11 protein-coding genes (1 of these 11 cut by a window edge) are annotated in these 14375 nt (G+C 62.6%); 4 read left to right on the top strand and 7 right to left on the bottom strand.

The window, feature by feature from the left end; translation table 11 throughout:
• A protein-coding gene (locus N0P34_RS18690) for an adenine deaminase C-terminal domain-containing protein (RefSeq protein WP_275604720.1) crosses the window boundary here: on the bottom strand, positions 1–1542 show its 5' portion. 327 nt of this gene lie to the left of the window's left edge; 1542 of the gene's 1869 nt are visible here — the first part of the coding sequence; the start codon lies at positions 1540–1542; its stop codon lies off the left edge, out of view.
• A gap of 218 nt (positions 1543–1760) precedes the next feature.
• Between N0P34_RS18690 and N0P34_RS18685 the strand changes: the two genes are divergently transcribed.
• Entirely contained in the window at positions 1761–2717 is a 957-nt protein-coding gene (locus N0P34_RS18685; protein ID WP_275604719.1) for a nucleoside hydrolase, read from the top strand.
• A 45-nt stretch (positions 2718–2762) separates the two neighbouring features.
• Here the strand turns inward: N0P34_RS18685 and N0P34_RS18680 are convergent, their stop codons facing one another.
• Both N0P34_RS18680 and N0P34_RS18675 read right to left on the bottom strand, forming a co-directional pair.
• Positions 2763–4277, bottom strand: coding sequence for an ATP-binding protein (locus N0P34_RS18680; RefSeq protein ID WP_275604718.1), 1515 nt, complete (start codon positions 4275–4277; stop codon positions 2763–2765).
• Between the two features lie 133 nt (positions 4278–4410).
• A complete protein-coding gene (locus N0P34_RS18675; protein WP_275604717.1) occupies positions 4411–5034 on the bottom strand; it encodes a class I SAM-dependent methyltransferase in 624 nt (207 codons plus the stop codon).
• A gap of 92 nt (positions 5035–5126) precedes the next feature.
• Between N0P34_RS18675 and N0P34_RS18670 the strand changes: the two genes are divergently transcribed.
• The 3 genes from N0P34_RS18670 to N0P34_RS18660 all read left to right on the top strand — a co-directional run bounded on the left by N0P34_RS18670 (position 5127) and on the right by N0P34_RS18660 (position 8210).
• Positions 5127–6041: a LysR family transcriptional regulator gene (locus N0P34_RS18670; RefSeq protein ID WP_275604716.1), complete on the top strand. Its 915-nt coding sequence runs from the start codon at positions 5127–5129 to the stop codon at positions 6039–6041.
• A gap of 83 nt (positions 6042–6124) precedes the next feature.
• Positions 6125–7429 (top strand): Gfo/Idh/MocA family oxidoreductase, encoded by a 1305-nt coding sequence (locus N0P34_RS18665; protein ID WP_275604715.1) that lies wholly within the window; start codon positions 6125–6127, stop codon positions 7427–7429.
• A gap of 103 nt (positions 7430–7532) precedes the next feature.
• Entirely contained in the window at positions 7533–8210 is a 678-nt protein-coding gene (locus tag N0P34_RS18660; protein WP_275604714.1) for a GntR family transcriptional regulator, read from the top strand.
• Positions 8211–8305: 95 nt separating this feature from the next.
• Here N0P34_RS18660 and N0P34_RS18655 read toward each other — a convergent pair whose 3' ends face one another.
• The 4 genes from N0P34_RS18655 to N0P34_RS18640 all read right to left on the bottom strand — a co-directional run bounded on the left by N0P34_RS18655 (position 8306) and on the right by N0P34_RS18640 (position 14299).
• Positions 8306–11215, bottom strand: coding sequence for an insulinase family protein (locus tag N0P34_RS18655; RefSeq protein WP_275604713.1), 2910 nt, complete (start codon positions 11213–11215; stop codon positions 8306–8308).
• A gap of 156 nt (positions 11216–11371) precedes the next feature.
• Entirely contained in the window at positions 11372–12346 is a 975-nt protein-coding gene (locus tag N0P34_RS18650) for an aldo/keto reductase (protein WP_275604712.1), read from the bottom strand.
• A gap of 29 nt (positions 12347–12375) precedes the next feature.
• A complete protein-coding gene (locus N0P34_RS18645; protein ID WP_275604711.1) occupies positions 12376–13389 on the bottom strand; it encodes an alpha/beta hydrolase-fold protein in 1014 nt (337 codons plus the stop codon).
• A 76-nt stretch (positions 13390–13465) separates the two neighbouring features.
• Complete coding sequence (locus N0P34_RS18640; protein ID WP_275604710.1) at positions 13466–14299, bottom strand: aldo/keto reductase; 834 nt, start codon at positions 14297–14299, stop codon at positions 13466–13468.
• Between the last annotated feature and the right edge of the window lie 76 nt (positions 14300–14375).

The following is a 14375-nucleotide window of genomic DNA, read 5'->3' as shown; positions in this document are numbered from 1 at the left end:
GGTGTTGACGGCCAGCGCCATCGCCTCGTCGGACGAACCGACAACCCAGATATTGTGCTTGTCGTGACCCATCGAGCAGGCGAGCGCCGTGTTGGCCGTTTTAGGCCCTGTTCCGAGCCAGAACATTTTTGCGATTTTCGCCGCGCCCGAGAAGCGGTCGACGATGGCGAACTTGGTGATGTTGCGGTCGCTGTCGCGCTGCACCAGGCCGTCGACGACGGGCAGTTCGGTGGTGATGAATTCGTCGTGCCAATGGAAGGGGCGGAGGAGAGCAGCGTTCACATTGCCCCGACCGCTTGGTGCGGCAATTGCGAAATCCTTTGCCTCGAGTGTACGTTGGATATTGACCGACCGTCGCGCCCACTCGGGCCAGTCGATCTTCGGAACCGAGGCACTGTAGGTCTTGCCCGACGAAACCTGCTGCCCATCAGCCCAGACTTCGGCGATGGAGAGCGTCTTTTCGTCGTCCAGCAGAACCAGATCGGCGAAGCGCCCGGGCGCGATGGCGCCGACCCAGGGCGTTAAGCGCATATGGCGAGCCGGGTTGATGGTGACCATCTGCACGGCGATTTCGAGCGGCAGACCGGCCTCCATGGCGAGGCGGACATTGTGGTCGGTGGCGCCGAGCTTCATCGTGTCCGAAGCGCTGCGATCGTCGGTGCAGAGGGCGAAGTTCGACCAGTCCTGCTGCCCGGCGGCGAGCAGACCCTTGATCATGTCCCGCAGCGAATGGGGGCGCAGCTCCATGAAGAGACCGCGCCTGAGCTTGTCGGCGACTTCCTCCGTGGTCCAGGCTTCATGGTCCGAAGCCATGCCAGAGCCGGCAAAGGCGTTGATGTCGTTGATGTCGCGCATTCCGGCAGCATGGCCTTCCACCACGCCGCGTTGGGCGAATGTGGCCTCGATCATGCCCCAGAGACGTTCGTGCGAAGGATTGGCGGGGTTCCAGACCGCCGGCCAATCCATGACCTCGTCGAGCCCGGCGACCGAGAGTTCGTCGCGCAAGAAACCCTGCTGCTCGTCAAAGCCAAAATGGCCGCCGCCCCATTCATAGGCGGTCGGAGGCACGGCGGAACCGGGGAGCGGAAAAATCTTGGCCGGGGACCCGGCCTTGCGCGCCGTCAGCCAGAACTCAAGGTTCTTTGGACCGTTGACGTTGGAGAATTCGTGGCTGGCCTCGCAGGTCCAGGTGCAGCCATGGGGGAGGACCAGCGCCGCCTCCCACTCAGGCGTCAGATGACTGGATTCGATGTGTTTATGGACCTCGCCGAAACCAGGGACGGCGCTGAGATGCCGCCTGTCCACTCGTTCCTTCACCTCGCCGGGATAGGCGCCTGCAGGGCCTACCCAGGCGATACGGCGACCGGAAATGACGACTTCCTGATCCTCGTGCCAATTGCGGCCATAGACGTCGAGCAGGCGACCGATCCGGACGGCGCGGTCGGCGGGGCGCTTGCCCAGTGCGACAAGCGCCAGATGCTTGCGGATGGCCACTTCGTCCCGGGCATTGATGATGAGGTCGTCGGGGAGCGTAGGGGTCACGGGCTGGTCCAAATGGCAGATGGAGATAGAAAGGTGTTCTGTGCCATGGGCAGACACCCTCCGGCAATCGGGCGCGACCTTTTGGCCCTTGCGGGGCTGACAGGCACGCGCCGCTCGTTTATTGCCAAGGCATGTTCAGGGCCGGGCGACCCTTCAAACGCGCCACTCCACTTCAATTTCCAAAAGCCGCGCCAAAGCGGCTCGAATGGGACGACACAATGGTACGCAAACTTATCCTCGATACCGACGGCGGCGTTGACGACGCCCAGGCGCTGCTCATGATGATCGCCAATGACAGGACGCCGGACTACATCACCACTGTTTTCGGCAATGTCGGGCTCGACGCCGCTACGCGAAACATCCTCACCGTGCTGGCCATTGCCGGAAAGGGCGATGTGCCGGTGCACAAGGGCGCCGAGCGGCCGCTGACCCAGCCGGTCATCGACGCGAAGTACATTCACGGTGACGACGGCCTGGGCGGTGCTCCGCGGCCGGCGAACCTGCCGGACGTTGCCGGTAAGGATGGCGTTGGCTTTCTCGTTTCGTCGTTCCGCGCTGCCGCCACTGCAGGCGAAAAGATCGACATTCTGATGATCGGGCCGCTGACCAATCTGGCACTCGCCCTGCGCATCGCGCCGGACATCGTGGATGGTATCGGCCAACTCACCATCATGGGCGCGACAGTCTACGGTCGTGGCAACACGACCCCGGCGGCAGAATTCAATATCTATGCCGATCCAGAGGCCGCTTCGATCGTCTTCGGAGCCGAAATCGAAACGCTGGTGGCGCCCTGGGAGCCCTGCGTGACGCATTTCATGACTGGTGCGGAAGTTGACGCGCTCCTGGCTGAAATCCCGGAGAGCCCGGAAAAGCAGTTTTCGGCCGCCCTCGTCGAGCATGCCCGTCGCACCACCGTCGGCTATGGCGGCGAGGATCATTTCCGCTTCGTCGATCCGCTGGCGATTGCCGCCGTCATCGAGCCGGAGCTGGTGACCAAGACCATTCGCGCGTCGATCGGGGTGTCTCTGGCGCCGGGGATCACCCGCGGCATGACAATTGTGGATCCGTCGGGGCGGCTGGGCACGCCGATGGTGACCATCATCGAGGAAGCCAAGGTGGATCGGCTGGTGGCGCTCTATCGTGCCTCGGTAGCCTATCGGGCGAACGCCAACTGAAAACACGAAGGGCGGCCACCAGCCGCCCTTTTCTTATTCTATCGCCTACTCGGCCGCGCCACGGTCTTCGACGAGCACATCGGGCCCGTTCGGATCTCCCGGCGCTGTTTCGGCACCGAGATCGGGGAATGCGGCAATGCGCAGCCCGCGAAAATCGGTGCGGATGACGGTCAGCCCACGCTCTTCGAACCAGGTCAGCAGACGCCGCGCGCGGCTGGCCGAGTGGGTGCCATAGAGACGGGCAATCGTCGCGTCCGACGGGCAAGCCTGCCCCGTTAGCGCGGCTTGAGCCACGACCAGGAAAACCCCCTGCACGTCGTCGGTGAGCGTTTCAGAAAGGCTCAGCGCCTGCTGCCAGCCGTCCGAGGCCGCCACTTCTTCGTCCGGCGCGACGCGCGCAATGGCGAGGAGGCGCTTGAAGGCGGGCAGGGCGGGCGGCTCCCCGGGCACGCGGCGAATGCGACAGCGCACCAGAAAATCCTGATAGAGCTGGGCGGTCGTACGGAAGCCGGCGTCGGGGTCGCTCATCAGCTCGATCATGACGGCCTTGATCATGGCCTCCCGCTCGGCTTCGTCGATTTCGGGGAACAGCGTTGCCGGTGCTTCCGGCTCTCGCTCGGCGCGCGCGCGGGCGACCTGGGCCAGAAGCTCATTGGTCGATGGCGGCGGAGGCGGCGCCGGGCGCCGCACGACGGGTCGCGCCAGTTCTTCGGGGTCCATGGTGAAAATGAGATCGGCAGCGTCTTCTGGCGCTTCGGGGAGCGGGGTCAGCTTTGGGCTGGTCGAGCGGGGCGCAGTTTCCACATTGCCGATCACTATGGGCAGGGGTCGGCGAGAAATCGCCGGGCCCAGGGCGACGAAATGGCCACGCGCCAGATCGCGGAATTGCTCGGCCTGACGGCGGTCCATGCCCAGCAGATCGGCGGCGCGGGCCATGTCGATATCAAGGAAGGTGCGGCCCATGAGGAAATTGGACGCCTCGGCCGCGACGTTCTTGGCGAGCTTGGCAAGCCGCTGCGTGGCGATGACACCGGCAAGACCGCGCTTTCGCCCGCGGCACATAAGGTTGGTCATGGCCCCCAGCGAGGCTTTGCGGGCTTCGTCGGAGACTTCGCCGGCAACGGCTGGGGCAAAGAGCTGGGCCTCGTCCACCACCACGAGCACGGGATACCAATAGTCGCGGTCAGCGTCGAACATGCCACCGAGGAAGGCGGCTGCTGCACGCATCTGCTGCTCGGCGTCGAGCCCTTCGAGATTGACCACCACGGACACGCGGTGCTGGCGCACGCGTGCCGCGATCCGGGTCAATTCGGCTTCGGTTCGTGTCGCATCGACCACCAGATGACCGAACTTGTCGGCAAGGGTGACAAAATCGCCTTCCGGGTCGATGACGCATTGCTGCACCCAAGGGGCGGACTGCTCCAGCAGCCGACGCAGCAAATGCGATTTGCCGGAGCCGGAATTACCCTGCACCAGAAGGCGCGTCGCCAACAATTCTTCGAGGTCCATGTGGGCGGCGCCGGCCCCCCGGCTCTCGCCCATGTCGATCGCTACCTGCATCACAACTCCTGCCGCGCAAGGCCAGTAAGGGGACAAAATCCCGGCGCGGCTCAACTGATGGGAGCTGTCTAGCACAGACTGAGGCCGATTCGGAAAATCCTCTCGAGCTTGTTGGGCAAAGCCAGGTGAGCGTCTAATCGGCTCGCTTGCGGGCAATGACAAAAAGGGCCGCCATGCGTTTGGGGCGCCACTGATGCTCGATCGCAAATCCGGCTTGTTCCAGCGCGCCGACCAGCTGAGGCGCCCGCATGACATCGACATGGGGCAACAGGCCAAGCCGCTTGCCGAGCGGGGCGACGAGGCCGAAAAGGGGGATCATTTCCGCGACGCAGGCCGTGCTCGAGACGAAATAGCCGCCGGGCTTGAGCACCCGGTGGACAGTTCGGATCGCCTGGTTCTTGTCCTCCAGGAGATGAAGCACCGACATCGCCATCACCATGTCGAAGCTGTTGCTTTCGAGAGCGAGCGCTTCGATCTCACCCTGTTCGAAGCTGACATTGCTGATCCCCGCCCCCTCGGCCTTGCCCTGGGCGATTTCGATCATCCGCCGGGAAAAATCGATGGCGCGGATATGCTGGACATAAGGCGCATGCAGGAGGGCGGTCGAGCCGGTGCCGCAGCCGAGTTCCAGCACATTCATGTCGCGGCGCATGCGCCGGCGCGTCTCCGCTACCTTGACCTGATAGGCCGCCTCATCGGCAATCGGTTGCGCTGCGTATTTGTCAGCGGTCCGGTCCCAGAAATTACTCGCGGCCATGGTCTGGCTCCTCTTCTCATCGGCCGCAAATCTACTCCCCCTGTGTCATCAACAAAATTGCAGATTTAGGCACAAAGGATATACATATATGCATGGAAAAAAACGCTCCCTTTGACTGGAACCAGGTTCGTGCCCTGCTGGCGACTGTGGAGGCGGGCTCATTGTCCGCGGCCGCCCGTCAACTGGGCCTCACCCAGCCGACACTCGGCCGTCAGGTTGCAGCGCTTGAGGCAACGCTCGGCGTGACGCTGTTCGAGCGTGTCGGGCGGAGGCTGGCTCTCACCCAGGCGGGAAGGGAAATCATTGCCCCGCTCCAGGCCATGGGGGAAGCGGCCAATCGCATCGCGCTCATCGCCTCGGGGCAGTCCCAGGCTGTCGAAGGCGTGGTGCGGATCACCACCAGCGACGTCTATGCGGTTCATGTCCTGCCGCCATTCCTGAAAAAGGTCCGCGAGCTCGCTCCCAACCTCGTCATCGACATCCTGGCGTCGAACGAGGTGGAAGATCTGTTGCGCCGCAGGGCGGACATTGCCATCCGCCATGTTCCGCCCCAGCAGGAAGAACTCATAGCCCGCCGCTGTCCGGACGCTTCGGCGCGGATATACGGCGCCACTGACTATCTCGACCGCGTCGGTCGCCCAAGAAGCGCAGACGACCTCTCTCGAGCCGATTTCATCGGTGTCAGTGAGCGCAGCGACATCATGATCACGGAATTGGCGCGGCGTGGCGTCACCGTCACCGAGCGCAACTTTCCCCTCACCACCGGAAGTGCCCTTGTGGGGTGGGGCTGGGTGCGCCAGGGTCTCGGCCTCGGCATAATCATGGAAGCCGTGGCAAGCCAGACACCCGGGGTGGAGGACGCCTGGCCCGGCTTCGAGGGCGTCCCGGTCCCAACCTGGCTGACGACCCACCGCGAATTGCGCACCAGCCGCCGGATACGGCTGGTCTTCGATCTCCTAACCGAACATTTCAGTCGTCCTTTGCCGGCGGTGGCTCTGCCTGATTGACAGCCCGGTCCGGATCGTCAATCTTGTATGGTAGATACAACCGGCCGCTTCGGCCCAATAGTTCGAAGACGACAGACCCCAAGATGAAATATGCAATCGTCGGGACCGGCGGGCGGCACCAGATGTTCCGTCACGCCGTCGCAGAAACCCACGCTGATACCGCCGAACTCGTCGCGCTGTGTGACGTCAACCAGAGCCGGCTTGCCCTCTCCGCCAGCAAGGTGCCCAATAGGGGCGGCAACGGCATTGCCACCTACCTCGCCGAAGATTTCGATCGCATGCTTTCCGAGCAGGATCCGGATACGGTGATCGTCACCACGCCCGATTACCTCCACGACGAATATATCGTCCGCTCGCTTCGTGCCGGTCGCAATGTGATGACCGAAAAGCCGATGACGGTCGATCTCACGCGCCTCAAGCGAATTCTCGATGCCCAGCGCGAAACGGGAAAGAAGGTCACGGTGACCTTCAATTATCGCTATTCGCCCGCTCGCACCCAGCTCAAGGAAATCCTGATGAGCGGGACCATTGGCGACATTACCGCCATCGACTTCCGCTGGTATCTCGACCGCGTGCATGGCGCCGACTATTTCCGCCGCTGGCACCGCTACAAGGAAAAATCCGGCGGGCTCCTGGTCCACAAATCCACCCACCATTTCGACCTGCTGAACTGGTGGGCCGCTTCGACCCCGGTCTCCGTGTCCGCAACCGGAAAGCGCGATTTCTACACCCCGGAAATGGCGGTAAAGCTGGGCCTCGAAAATCATGGTCCACGCTGCCACACCTGCCCAGTGGCCGATAAATGCGCCTTCCGCATGGACCTTGCGGCCGACGAGCCGCTCAAGGAACTCTATCTCGACGCCGAGCAAGATGACGGCTATTGGCGCGACAAATGCGTCTTCGCCGAAGACATCACCATCGAGGACACGATGCAGGTCCAGGCGCGCTATGCCTCGGGCACCTCGCTCAATTATACGCTGGTCGCTTATTCCCCCTGGGAAGGGCTGGAAGTGAAATTCCACGGCACCAAGGGTGAGCTGACCCACAAGCATATCGAGGTGCACGGCGTCTTTGCCGGCGGTCATCGCGAACGGGGTGGCGATGAGGAAGTCGAGGCCATGAGCACCGAGCTGCATCTGGCGGGCGGCCTGCCGCAAAAACTCGATGTCTGGACCGGCAAGGGCAGCCATGGTGGCGCAGACCCCATCATGCTGGGCTATCTGTTCAATCCCGATGGCATGCCGGAGGATCAATATGGCCGCGCATCCGATCAGGTCGCGGGGGCCTGGTCCATTCTGACCGGGATCGCGGCGAACCAGTCGATCGCGCAGGACGGCGCCCGTATCGAGATCGCCCGGATGCTCGCTGAGCACGGCATTACGCTCTGAGCCATTCTGGGTCTATCATCGCCGAGAATCCTGTGGATGGCGGCAGTGCACTAGAGCCATGGGTCTGGTTCCGGCCCATGGTCGCCGGCTAGGAGTTGCGACGATGAGCTTTACCGCGCCTGAAAGCAGCGAAAAAACCATGGCCATGCGGGTCGTCGCCGCGCTGCGCGATGATATCGTCTCCATGGCGCTCCGACCGGGCGACATCATCTCCGAGAGCGATATTGCCGGGCGCTATGGCGTGTCGCGTCAGCCCGTTCGCGAGGCGTTCATCCGGCTCGCCCAGCAAGGGCTGCTGCTCATCCGGCCCAAGCGCGCCACCGTGGTCAAGAAGATCTCGCCCGACGGCGTCCGCCAGTCGCGCTTCATCCGCGAGAGCATCGAGGTCGAAATCATTCGCCGCCTCGCGGCGCAACCAGGCCCGGACGCTGCCAATATCCTGGCTGATCTCATCGCCGATCAGGAGAGTGCTTCGTCCGCCGGTGACAGCCGGCGCTTCCACCTACTCGACGAGCTGTTCCACCGCACCCTGGCCCGCCTGACGGGGGTAGAATATGCCTGGCAGCTGATCGACGACCACAAGATGCAGCTCGATCGCGTGCGGTATCTGACGTTGGGCGCATCATCGAGCCAGCGCGCCATCGCCGAGCACAAGCAGATTGCCGAGGCAATCAGCCGGGCGGATCCAGCCGCCGCCGAAGCCGCCATGCGGGCCCATCTGGCCCGGGCAGAGCTCCTGCTGACCCAGACCATTTCCGATTTTCCGGACTATTTCGAGTAGCATTAGGGCGTTTCGAGGAAAAGTGGACAACACTTTTCCGGTTCGGAAGCGCGACAAGCAAGGGCCCCTCCCTGCCGAGAGGGGCCTTTCTTTCGTCAGAGCACCTTGCTGATTTTCAGCTTGCTCTGGCGCTGGTCGTTGGCCGCAACAATCGCAGCCTCCCCACCCAGCACCACGACATGTCCCTCTGCCGCGACGGCTTCGAGCGCGTCGGCCAGTGCGGCAAAATCGGCGCGGCTGGTGTTGAGAATCTCGTTGCGACGCTGCTGGCGGATCGCGTCCGTCGTTCCCGTCAGGATCCGCCACATGGCCGAATAACCCTTGGAATCAACGAATTCCGGGCGGTCGAGATCGCCGACGACACCGATGACGGAGCGTGTGAGATCGGTATCGCCGATCCCCGCCCGCAAGGCTTTCGCAGCGCCATCATAAACATCCAGCGTCCGCAGAAGATTGGGGTCGCGATAGGAAAGGAAGGCGAAATTTCCGGAGGACAGGTCGAACCGGCTGGAGCCGCCATAGGCGCCGCCCTGCACGCGCACCTTGTCCCACATGTAGGTGGTGTTGAGATAGCGCAGGACCACGCTGGAAGCGGCGCTGAGGTCATGTCCAAGCGCCTTGAGATTGGCGCCCTTGCCCACATAATTGACCTGGCCCGGGATGGTGAGGCCTTCCCAATGGGGGTGAAGGGAAACGCTCCAGTCGACATCGGCGCGATCTGCCGCCGGAAGGCCCGACACAAAAGCCTCAAGGCCCGGACGAATTTCGGTCCAGAGCGCATCGTCGGCGGTGACATTGACCACCATGCGCTTCTTGTTGACGAGGATATCGCGGATTTGCCGCAGCGTCGCCTCGACCGATGCCCAATCACTGTCGATCTGCTTGACCAGCGAGCGCAGGAATTCGAGATAGCTGATGCCGCCCAATTGCTCGGCGATCCAGCCCGCCTCGGTGAGGCCCGATTTCAGCCGCGTGTCGACCAGCGAATTGCCGGAAGGGATGACCCGCGCTTCAAAGCCCGCCTTTTCTTCGAGCGCCATCTGGCGGAAGCGCTCGCGATTGTCGAGGCGCGCGTCGAGCAGCACGTCGCCCATAATATCGAGCATTTCCCCGACCTTGGCGGGCACCGCCTTGCCGGAGAGGAAGAACCAGGCTGCCGTGCCGCTGCCGTCGAGCTTAGTGGCAAGCGAGCGATGCTGGGCGATGCCGCCCGTTGAGCGGCCAATGCGCTGGGTCAGGCTGACGAAGTCTTCCTTGGAGGTGCCGGTCTGGAGGAGGGCGCGGCCGAACAGCGGCAGATAGGGCAGCAATTCCTTGTCGAGGACGTGGAGGTCAAAGCCGAGATCGAGATAGACGATCCCGAGCGTCGGCAGGTCGTGATACATCAGCCGTGCCCCGCCGATATCGCCTTCCTCGGTTGGGACAGTGCGGATCTCGCGGTCAAGATCGGCCAGCGTCAGGGTGGGGATCTTGGCCAGATCTTCGGGCTTGTCGACCTCTTCCTGAAGTGCTTTCAGCCGCTCGGTCTGGACGATCGCGTCCTTCAACGCCGCGTCGTCCATGCCGGCGCGAACCGCTGCCAGCTTGTCTGCCTCCGCCTTGGTATCGCGGGCGCCCTGCTCGGGATCGGCCTCAATCCCTGTGGTCAGGCGATGCGTGTTTTCGAGGAACAGCCGGCGGATTTCGGCTTCAAAGTGGCCCTGACCGGCCTTTTCCTTGAGGGCGGCCAGTGCCGTTTCAAAGGAGAGCGGGCCGAGCGGATCGCCGCCATGGAGCCAGGAGCCAAGGGCGGTGAACATATAGCTCATGCCGCGCGGCTGGCTGCCGGTGTTCTGCTCGCGCAGGTGAAATTCGAATGTGTTGATCGCCGCTTCGCGCTGCTCGGGCGAAAAGCCGGTCTCTACCAGTTCTGCAAGGGTGTCGAGCACCAGCTTTTCGACCTTCTCGGCGTCTGCCGGATCGATCCCCTTGAGCCCGAAACCGGCGGAGGGCTGGCGCAGCCAGGTGGAGATGCCGCCGCCGATCATGCCCTCGCCGAGGCCGGATTCGGTGAGTTTCTTGCGCAGCGGGGCGGCCGAATTGCCGGCCAGAAGATAGCTCAAAAGCCCGTGGCTCAAGGTTTCTTCGCGGCCCGAGGGCGGATCGATCATCCAGTTGACGCTGACCATGCCGTCGCGGCGCTTTTCAGCATCGATGGTGCCGGCATAGGTGCCCTTGATCTGGCGCGGTGCATTCCAGCGCGGCTGCAGCTTGATGTCGGCATCGACCGGTGCGGCTTCGAACTGGCTGAAGACATTGTCGAGGATTTCCAGACGCTTGGCGGCGTCGTCATCACCGGCAAAGACGACGCGGGCGTTGGAGGGGTGGTAGTATTTGGTGTGGAAAGCCCTAAACTGCTCATAGCTCAGGGCCGGGATGTCCTTGGGATCGCCGCCCGAGGAATTGCCATAAATGGTGTCCGGATAGAGCGAGCGCTGCACCAGGGTCTGCATCACCGAGTCCGGATTGGAGTAGACGCCCTTCATCTCGTTGAATACCACGCCCTTGTAAACCAATGGCGCGTCGAGATTTTCGAGCTCGTAATGCCAGCCTTCCTGGGCGAATGTGTCCTCGGTCAGCAGCGGGAAAAACACCGCGTCGAGATAGACGTCGACGAGATTGTAGAAGTCTTTGAGGTTGGCGCTGGCGACCGGATAGGCGGTCTTGTCCGGGAAGGTCATGGCGTTGAGGAAGGTGTGCATCGACCCCTTCAGCAATTCCACAAAAGGCTTCTTTACCGGGTACTTACGGCTGCCGCAGAGGACGGAGTGCTCGAGGATATGGGCAATGCCGGTGGAATCCTCGGGCGGGGTCTTGAAGGTTATGCCGAATACCTTGTTCTCGTCGTCATTGACGAGGCTGAGCACTTCCGCCCCGGTTTTCCTGTGCCGGTACAGCTGGGCTTGCGAATTGATCTCATTGATCTTTTCGTCGCGCACGAGCTCGAAGGCGGGGTGGAGTGTCATGAAAATTCTGCTCGTCTTGTTGTCGTTGTCTGGGAGTAGGTAGGCGCTGCTATCGGACACTTCCAGTGGTCCACGCTCAAGCTGGCGTCATCGCATGGGCGGCGAGTTGGTTAGCAGACTGTTAGCATCGAGCGCAGCGCTGGTGAGAATTGGGTGTCACACCCCGCCGCGGATCTCGGGCTTGACGTTTTCCTCGTACCATTCGCCCAATTGCTTCATCAGAGCGGGGAAAAGGTTCTTGCGTTCGGTGGCCGCGACATTGTCGGCAATCTGCTCGGGCTTGGATACGCCGGCGATGACGGTCGAGACCTGCGGGTGATCGAGAATCCACCTGAGGGCAAACTGGCTGAGCGGCACACCCTCGGGGGCAAGGCCGCGCAATTCGCCGACCAGCTCGATGCCGCGTTCGAACTTTATGCCCGAAAATGTCTCGCCGACCGAGAAGGCCTGCCCGTCGCGATTAAAGCTCCGGTGGTCGGACGGATCGAAATTGGTGGTCTTGTCATATTTGCCGCTGAGCAGGCCCGAAGCCAGCGGCAGGCGGACGATAATGCCGACATCCCGCTCGGCTGCCTTGGGCAGGAGTTTTGACGCGGCGTCCTGCCGAAAAATGTTGAAGATGATCTGGAGCGTGGCGCAGCCCGGCTGATCGAGGCAGATCATGCCCTCCTCGATGGTTTCGACGCTGGCGCCCCAATGGCGCACGAGGCCCTCGGCCTTAAGCTCATCCATCCAGCCAAAGATCGCGCCGTCGCGCAGCACTTCGGTGGGCACGCAATGGAGCTGGGCAAGGTCGAGCGTTTCCACCCCCAGGCGGCGCGCCGAGCCAAGAAGGCTCTCGCGAACCCCCTCGCGCGTATATTTATTGGGAAAGAGCGTGCCGGAGCGCCCCAGCTTGGTCGCGACCTTTACATTCGGTCCCTTGGCGTGCGCGCCGATGCGGCTTTCGCTGAGGCCGCCGCCATAGACGTCGGCCGTGTCCCAGAACGTAATGCCGGCTTCATTGGCCGCCTCGAGAATGGCAGCTGCCTCTTCATCGCCCACCGGGCCGAAATCGCCGCCCAATTGCCAGCAGCCAAGGCCGATTTCGCTGACTTCATAGCCGGTCTTGCCCAAACGCCGCGTCTTCATAGTCTTCCTCCGGTCTATTCAGTTCGAACTCAGCGGCTCAGCGCGTCTGCAAGATAGGGCAGGCTGAGATCCATACGGTAGTCTACCCCCGAATGGTTGTCGGGGAATTCTTCATAGCGGTGGGCGATGCCCTTGGCTTCCAGCGTGCGGTGGATCCGGCGGGTGCCATAAAGGATGTCGTACTGATCCTCGGTGCCGCATTCGAGATAGAAGGCTTTGAGCTTGCCGATGGCGTCGAAGTGTTTTTCGACCATCAGCGCCGGATCCCATTTGAGCCAGTTTTCCCAGCGCTCGGGGATGATCTCGCAGGTGTCAGTGGTGACCGGCAGGCGCAGCCCGAGATAGCTCGCCGGGTCTGGGTCGGGATCAAAGCTCGCCGCCTGGGCGAGGAACATCAGCGTCATCGTATCCTTGCCGTCGAGTTTTGGCTTGGCCTCGAAGGCGTTCATCCAGGCTTCGATGGAACTCTCGTTCTTGGCGAGGGCCCGCAGCACGTCGGGGAAGTCACCAAGATAGAGCAGATCAAACCCCGCATCGCCCGAATGGCTGGCGGCAGCCGACCACACGTCCGGATGGCGCATGGCGTGCACAAGCGCGCCAAACCCGCCCGAGGATTTGCCGAAGACGCCGCGCTTGCCGGTGCCGCCGCATTTGATCTGGGTTTCGACGGCGGGCAGCATTTCAGAAATGAGAAAACTCTCCCAATTCCCCATGACCGGGCTGTCGACATATTGATTGCCGCCGAGCCGGGTGAAGCAATCGGGGAAGGCGACGACGACCGGCGCCATCTTGCCGTCGCCGATGAGCCGGTCGAGGCGCTCGGGAACATTCTCGCCAAAATTCTTCCACGCCGTATGGGCCGGGCCGCCGGCCGTATAGCCGACAAGATCGACCAGCAGCGGCAGGCCGGAGCCATCATGGCCATGGGGGACATAGACATCGACAATGCGGTTTGTCGGGTCCCCGAGGCGATTGGACTTGAGGACCGCGCTGTCGACCATGATGCGGTGGACTGTTCCGGCTGGATGGCTGGTGCGGCGCATGAACGGCTCCCGTTTTTTCTGTTTTGTCTGGTGTGGCCGAGACTGCCCGGCAAGGCAAGGGCGGGGGGACGGCGGCTCAGATCATTTCAAGCGGGATCTTGCGGCGCGGCGGCGGAAAGGCACGGTCGATGTCGGCCATATCTTCGGAGGTGAGCTCGATCTCTAGCGCCGCAAGATTTTCGGCGACCCGATCCGGTCGGGAGGTCTTGGGGATGGCGATGACACCCTTGTGGCGGAGCACGAAGGCAAGCGCGATCTGGGCCGTGCTTGCATTGTGGCGGTGAGCGATGGCGTCCATCGCCTTATGGCCGGCAAGACGCCCCTGTTCGATGGGGGAATAGGCCATGATCGCTACGCCCTTGTCCTGCGCATCCGGCAGGAGGTCGAATTCGATCCCGCGACGGCTGCAATTATAGAGCACCTGATTGGCCTGGCACTGGTCGGAAACGCCGGCCAATTCGTCCATGTCCTCGATGTCGAAATTGGAGACGCCCCAGCGCGCGATCTTGCCCTGGGCTTTGAGCGTTTCGAAGGCTCCCACCGTCTCGGCGAGTGGATAACGCCCGCGCCAGTGGAGGAGATAAAGATCGAGCCGGTCGGTGCCCAGGTGTTTCAGGCTTCTCTCGCAGGCGCGGATCGTGCCCTCGCGGCTGGCATTGTGCGGCAGGACCTTTGAGACAAGGAACAGCCCCTCGCGCTTTCCGGCAATGGCTTCGCCCACCATGCGCTCGGAGCCACCATCGCCATACATCTCGGCCGTATCGATAAGGGTAATGCCCTGATCAAGCCCGGCGCAGATGGTGTCGACCTCCTGACGGAGTCTGTCACCGCGCTCGCCCATCATCCAGGTGCCAAGGCCAAAGACCGGCATGGGCGTGCCATCGGGCAATGTGGTGGTGGGGATCGTCATGAGGCATTCCTTCCTGTCATGCTGTTGGGGCAACTCTAAAGCCGGCAAAACCGTTGCTGAATGGCAGGGCGAGGTG

This window comes from Devosia sp. FJ2-5-3, from assembly GCF_029201545.1.
Lineage (GTDB): Bacteria > Pseudomonadota > Alphaproteobacteria > Rhizobiales > Devosiaceae > Devosia.
This window is presented reverse-complemented; position numbering and strand designations above follow the sequence as displayed.

What these genes read in the sequence shown, in the direction of transcription:
- N0P34_RS18685 (WP_275604719.1), top strand. Translation starts at nt 1,761, where the DNA reads ATGGTACGCAAACTTATCCTCGATACCGACGGCGGCGTTGACGACGCC.
- N0P34_RS18680 (WP_275604718.1), bottom strand. Translation starts at nt 4,277, where the DNA reads ATGCAGGTAGCGATCGACATGGGCGAGAGCCGGGGGGCCGGCGCCGCC.
- N0P34_RS18675 (WP_275604717.1), bottom strand. Translation starts at nt 5,034, where the DNA reads ATGGCCGCGAGTAATTTCTGGGACCGGACCGCTGACAAATACGCAGCG.
- N0P34_RS18670 (WP_275604716.1), top strand. Translation starts at nt 5,127, where the DNA reads ATGGAAAAAAACGCTCCCTTTGACTGGAACCAGGTTCGTGCCCTGCTG.
- N0P34_RS18665 (WP_275604715.1), top strand. Translation starts at nt 6,125, where the DNA reads ATGAAATATGCAATCGTCGGGACCGGCGGGCGGCACCAGATGTTCCGT.
- N0P34_RS18660 (WP_275604714.1), top strand. Translation starts at nt 7,533, where the DNA reads ATGAGCTTTACCGCGCCTGAAAGCAGCGAAAAAACCATGGCCATGCGG.
- N0P34_RS18655 (WP_275604713.1), bottom strand. Translation starts at nt 11,215, where the DNA reads ATGACACTCCACCCCGCCTTCGAGCTCGTGCGCGACGAAAAGATCAAT.
- N0P34_RS18650 (WP_275604712.1), bottom strand. Translation starts at nt 12,346, where the DNA reads ATGAAGACGCGGCGTTTGGGCAAGACCGGCTATGAAGTCAGCGAAATC.
- N0P34_RS18645 (WP_275604711.1), bottom strand. Translation starts at nt 13,389, where the DNA reads ATGCGCCGCACCAGCCATCCAGCCGGAACAGTCCACCGCATCATGGTC.
- N0P34_RS18640 (WP_275604710.1), bottom strand. Translation starts at nt 14,299, where the DNA reads ATGACGATCCCCACCACCACATTGCCCGATGGCACGCCCATGCCGGTC.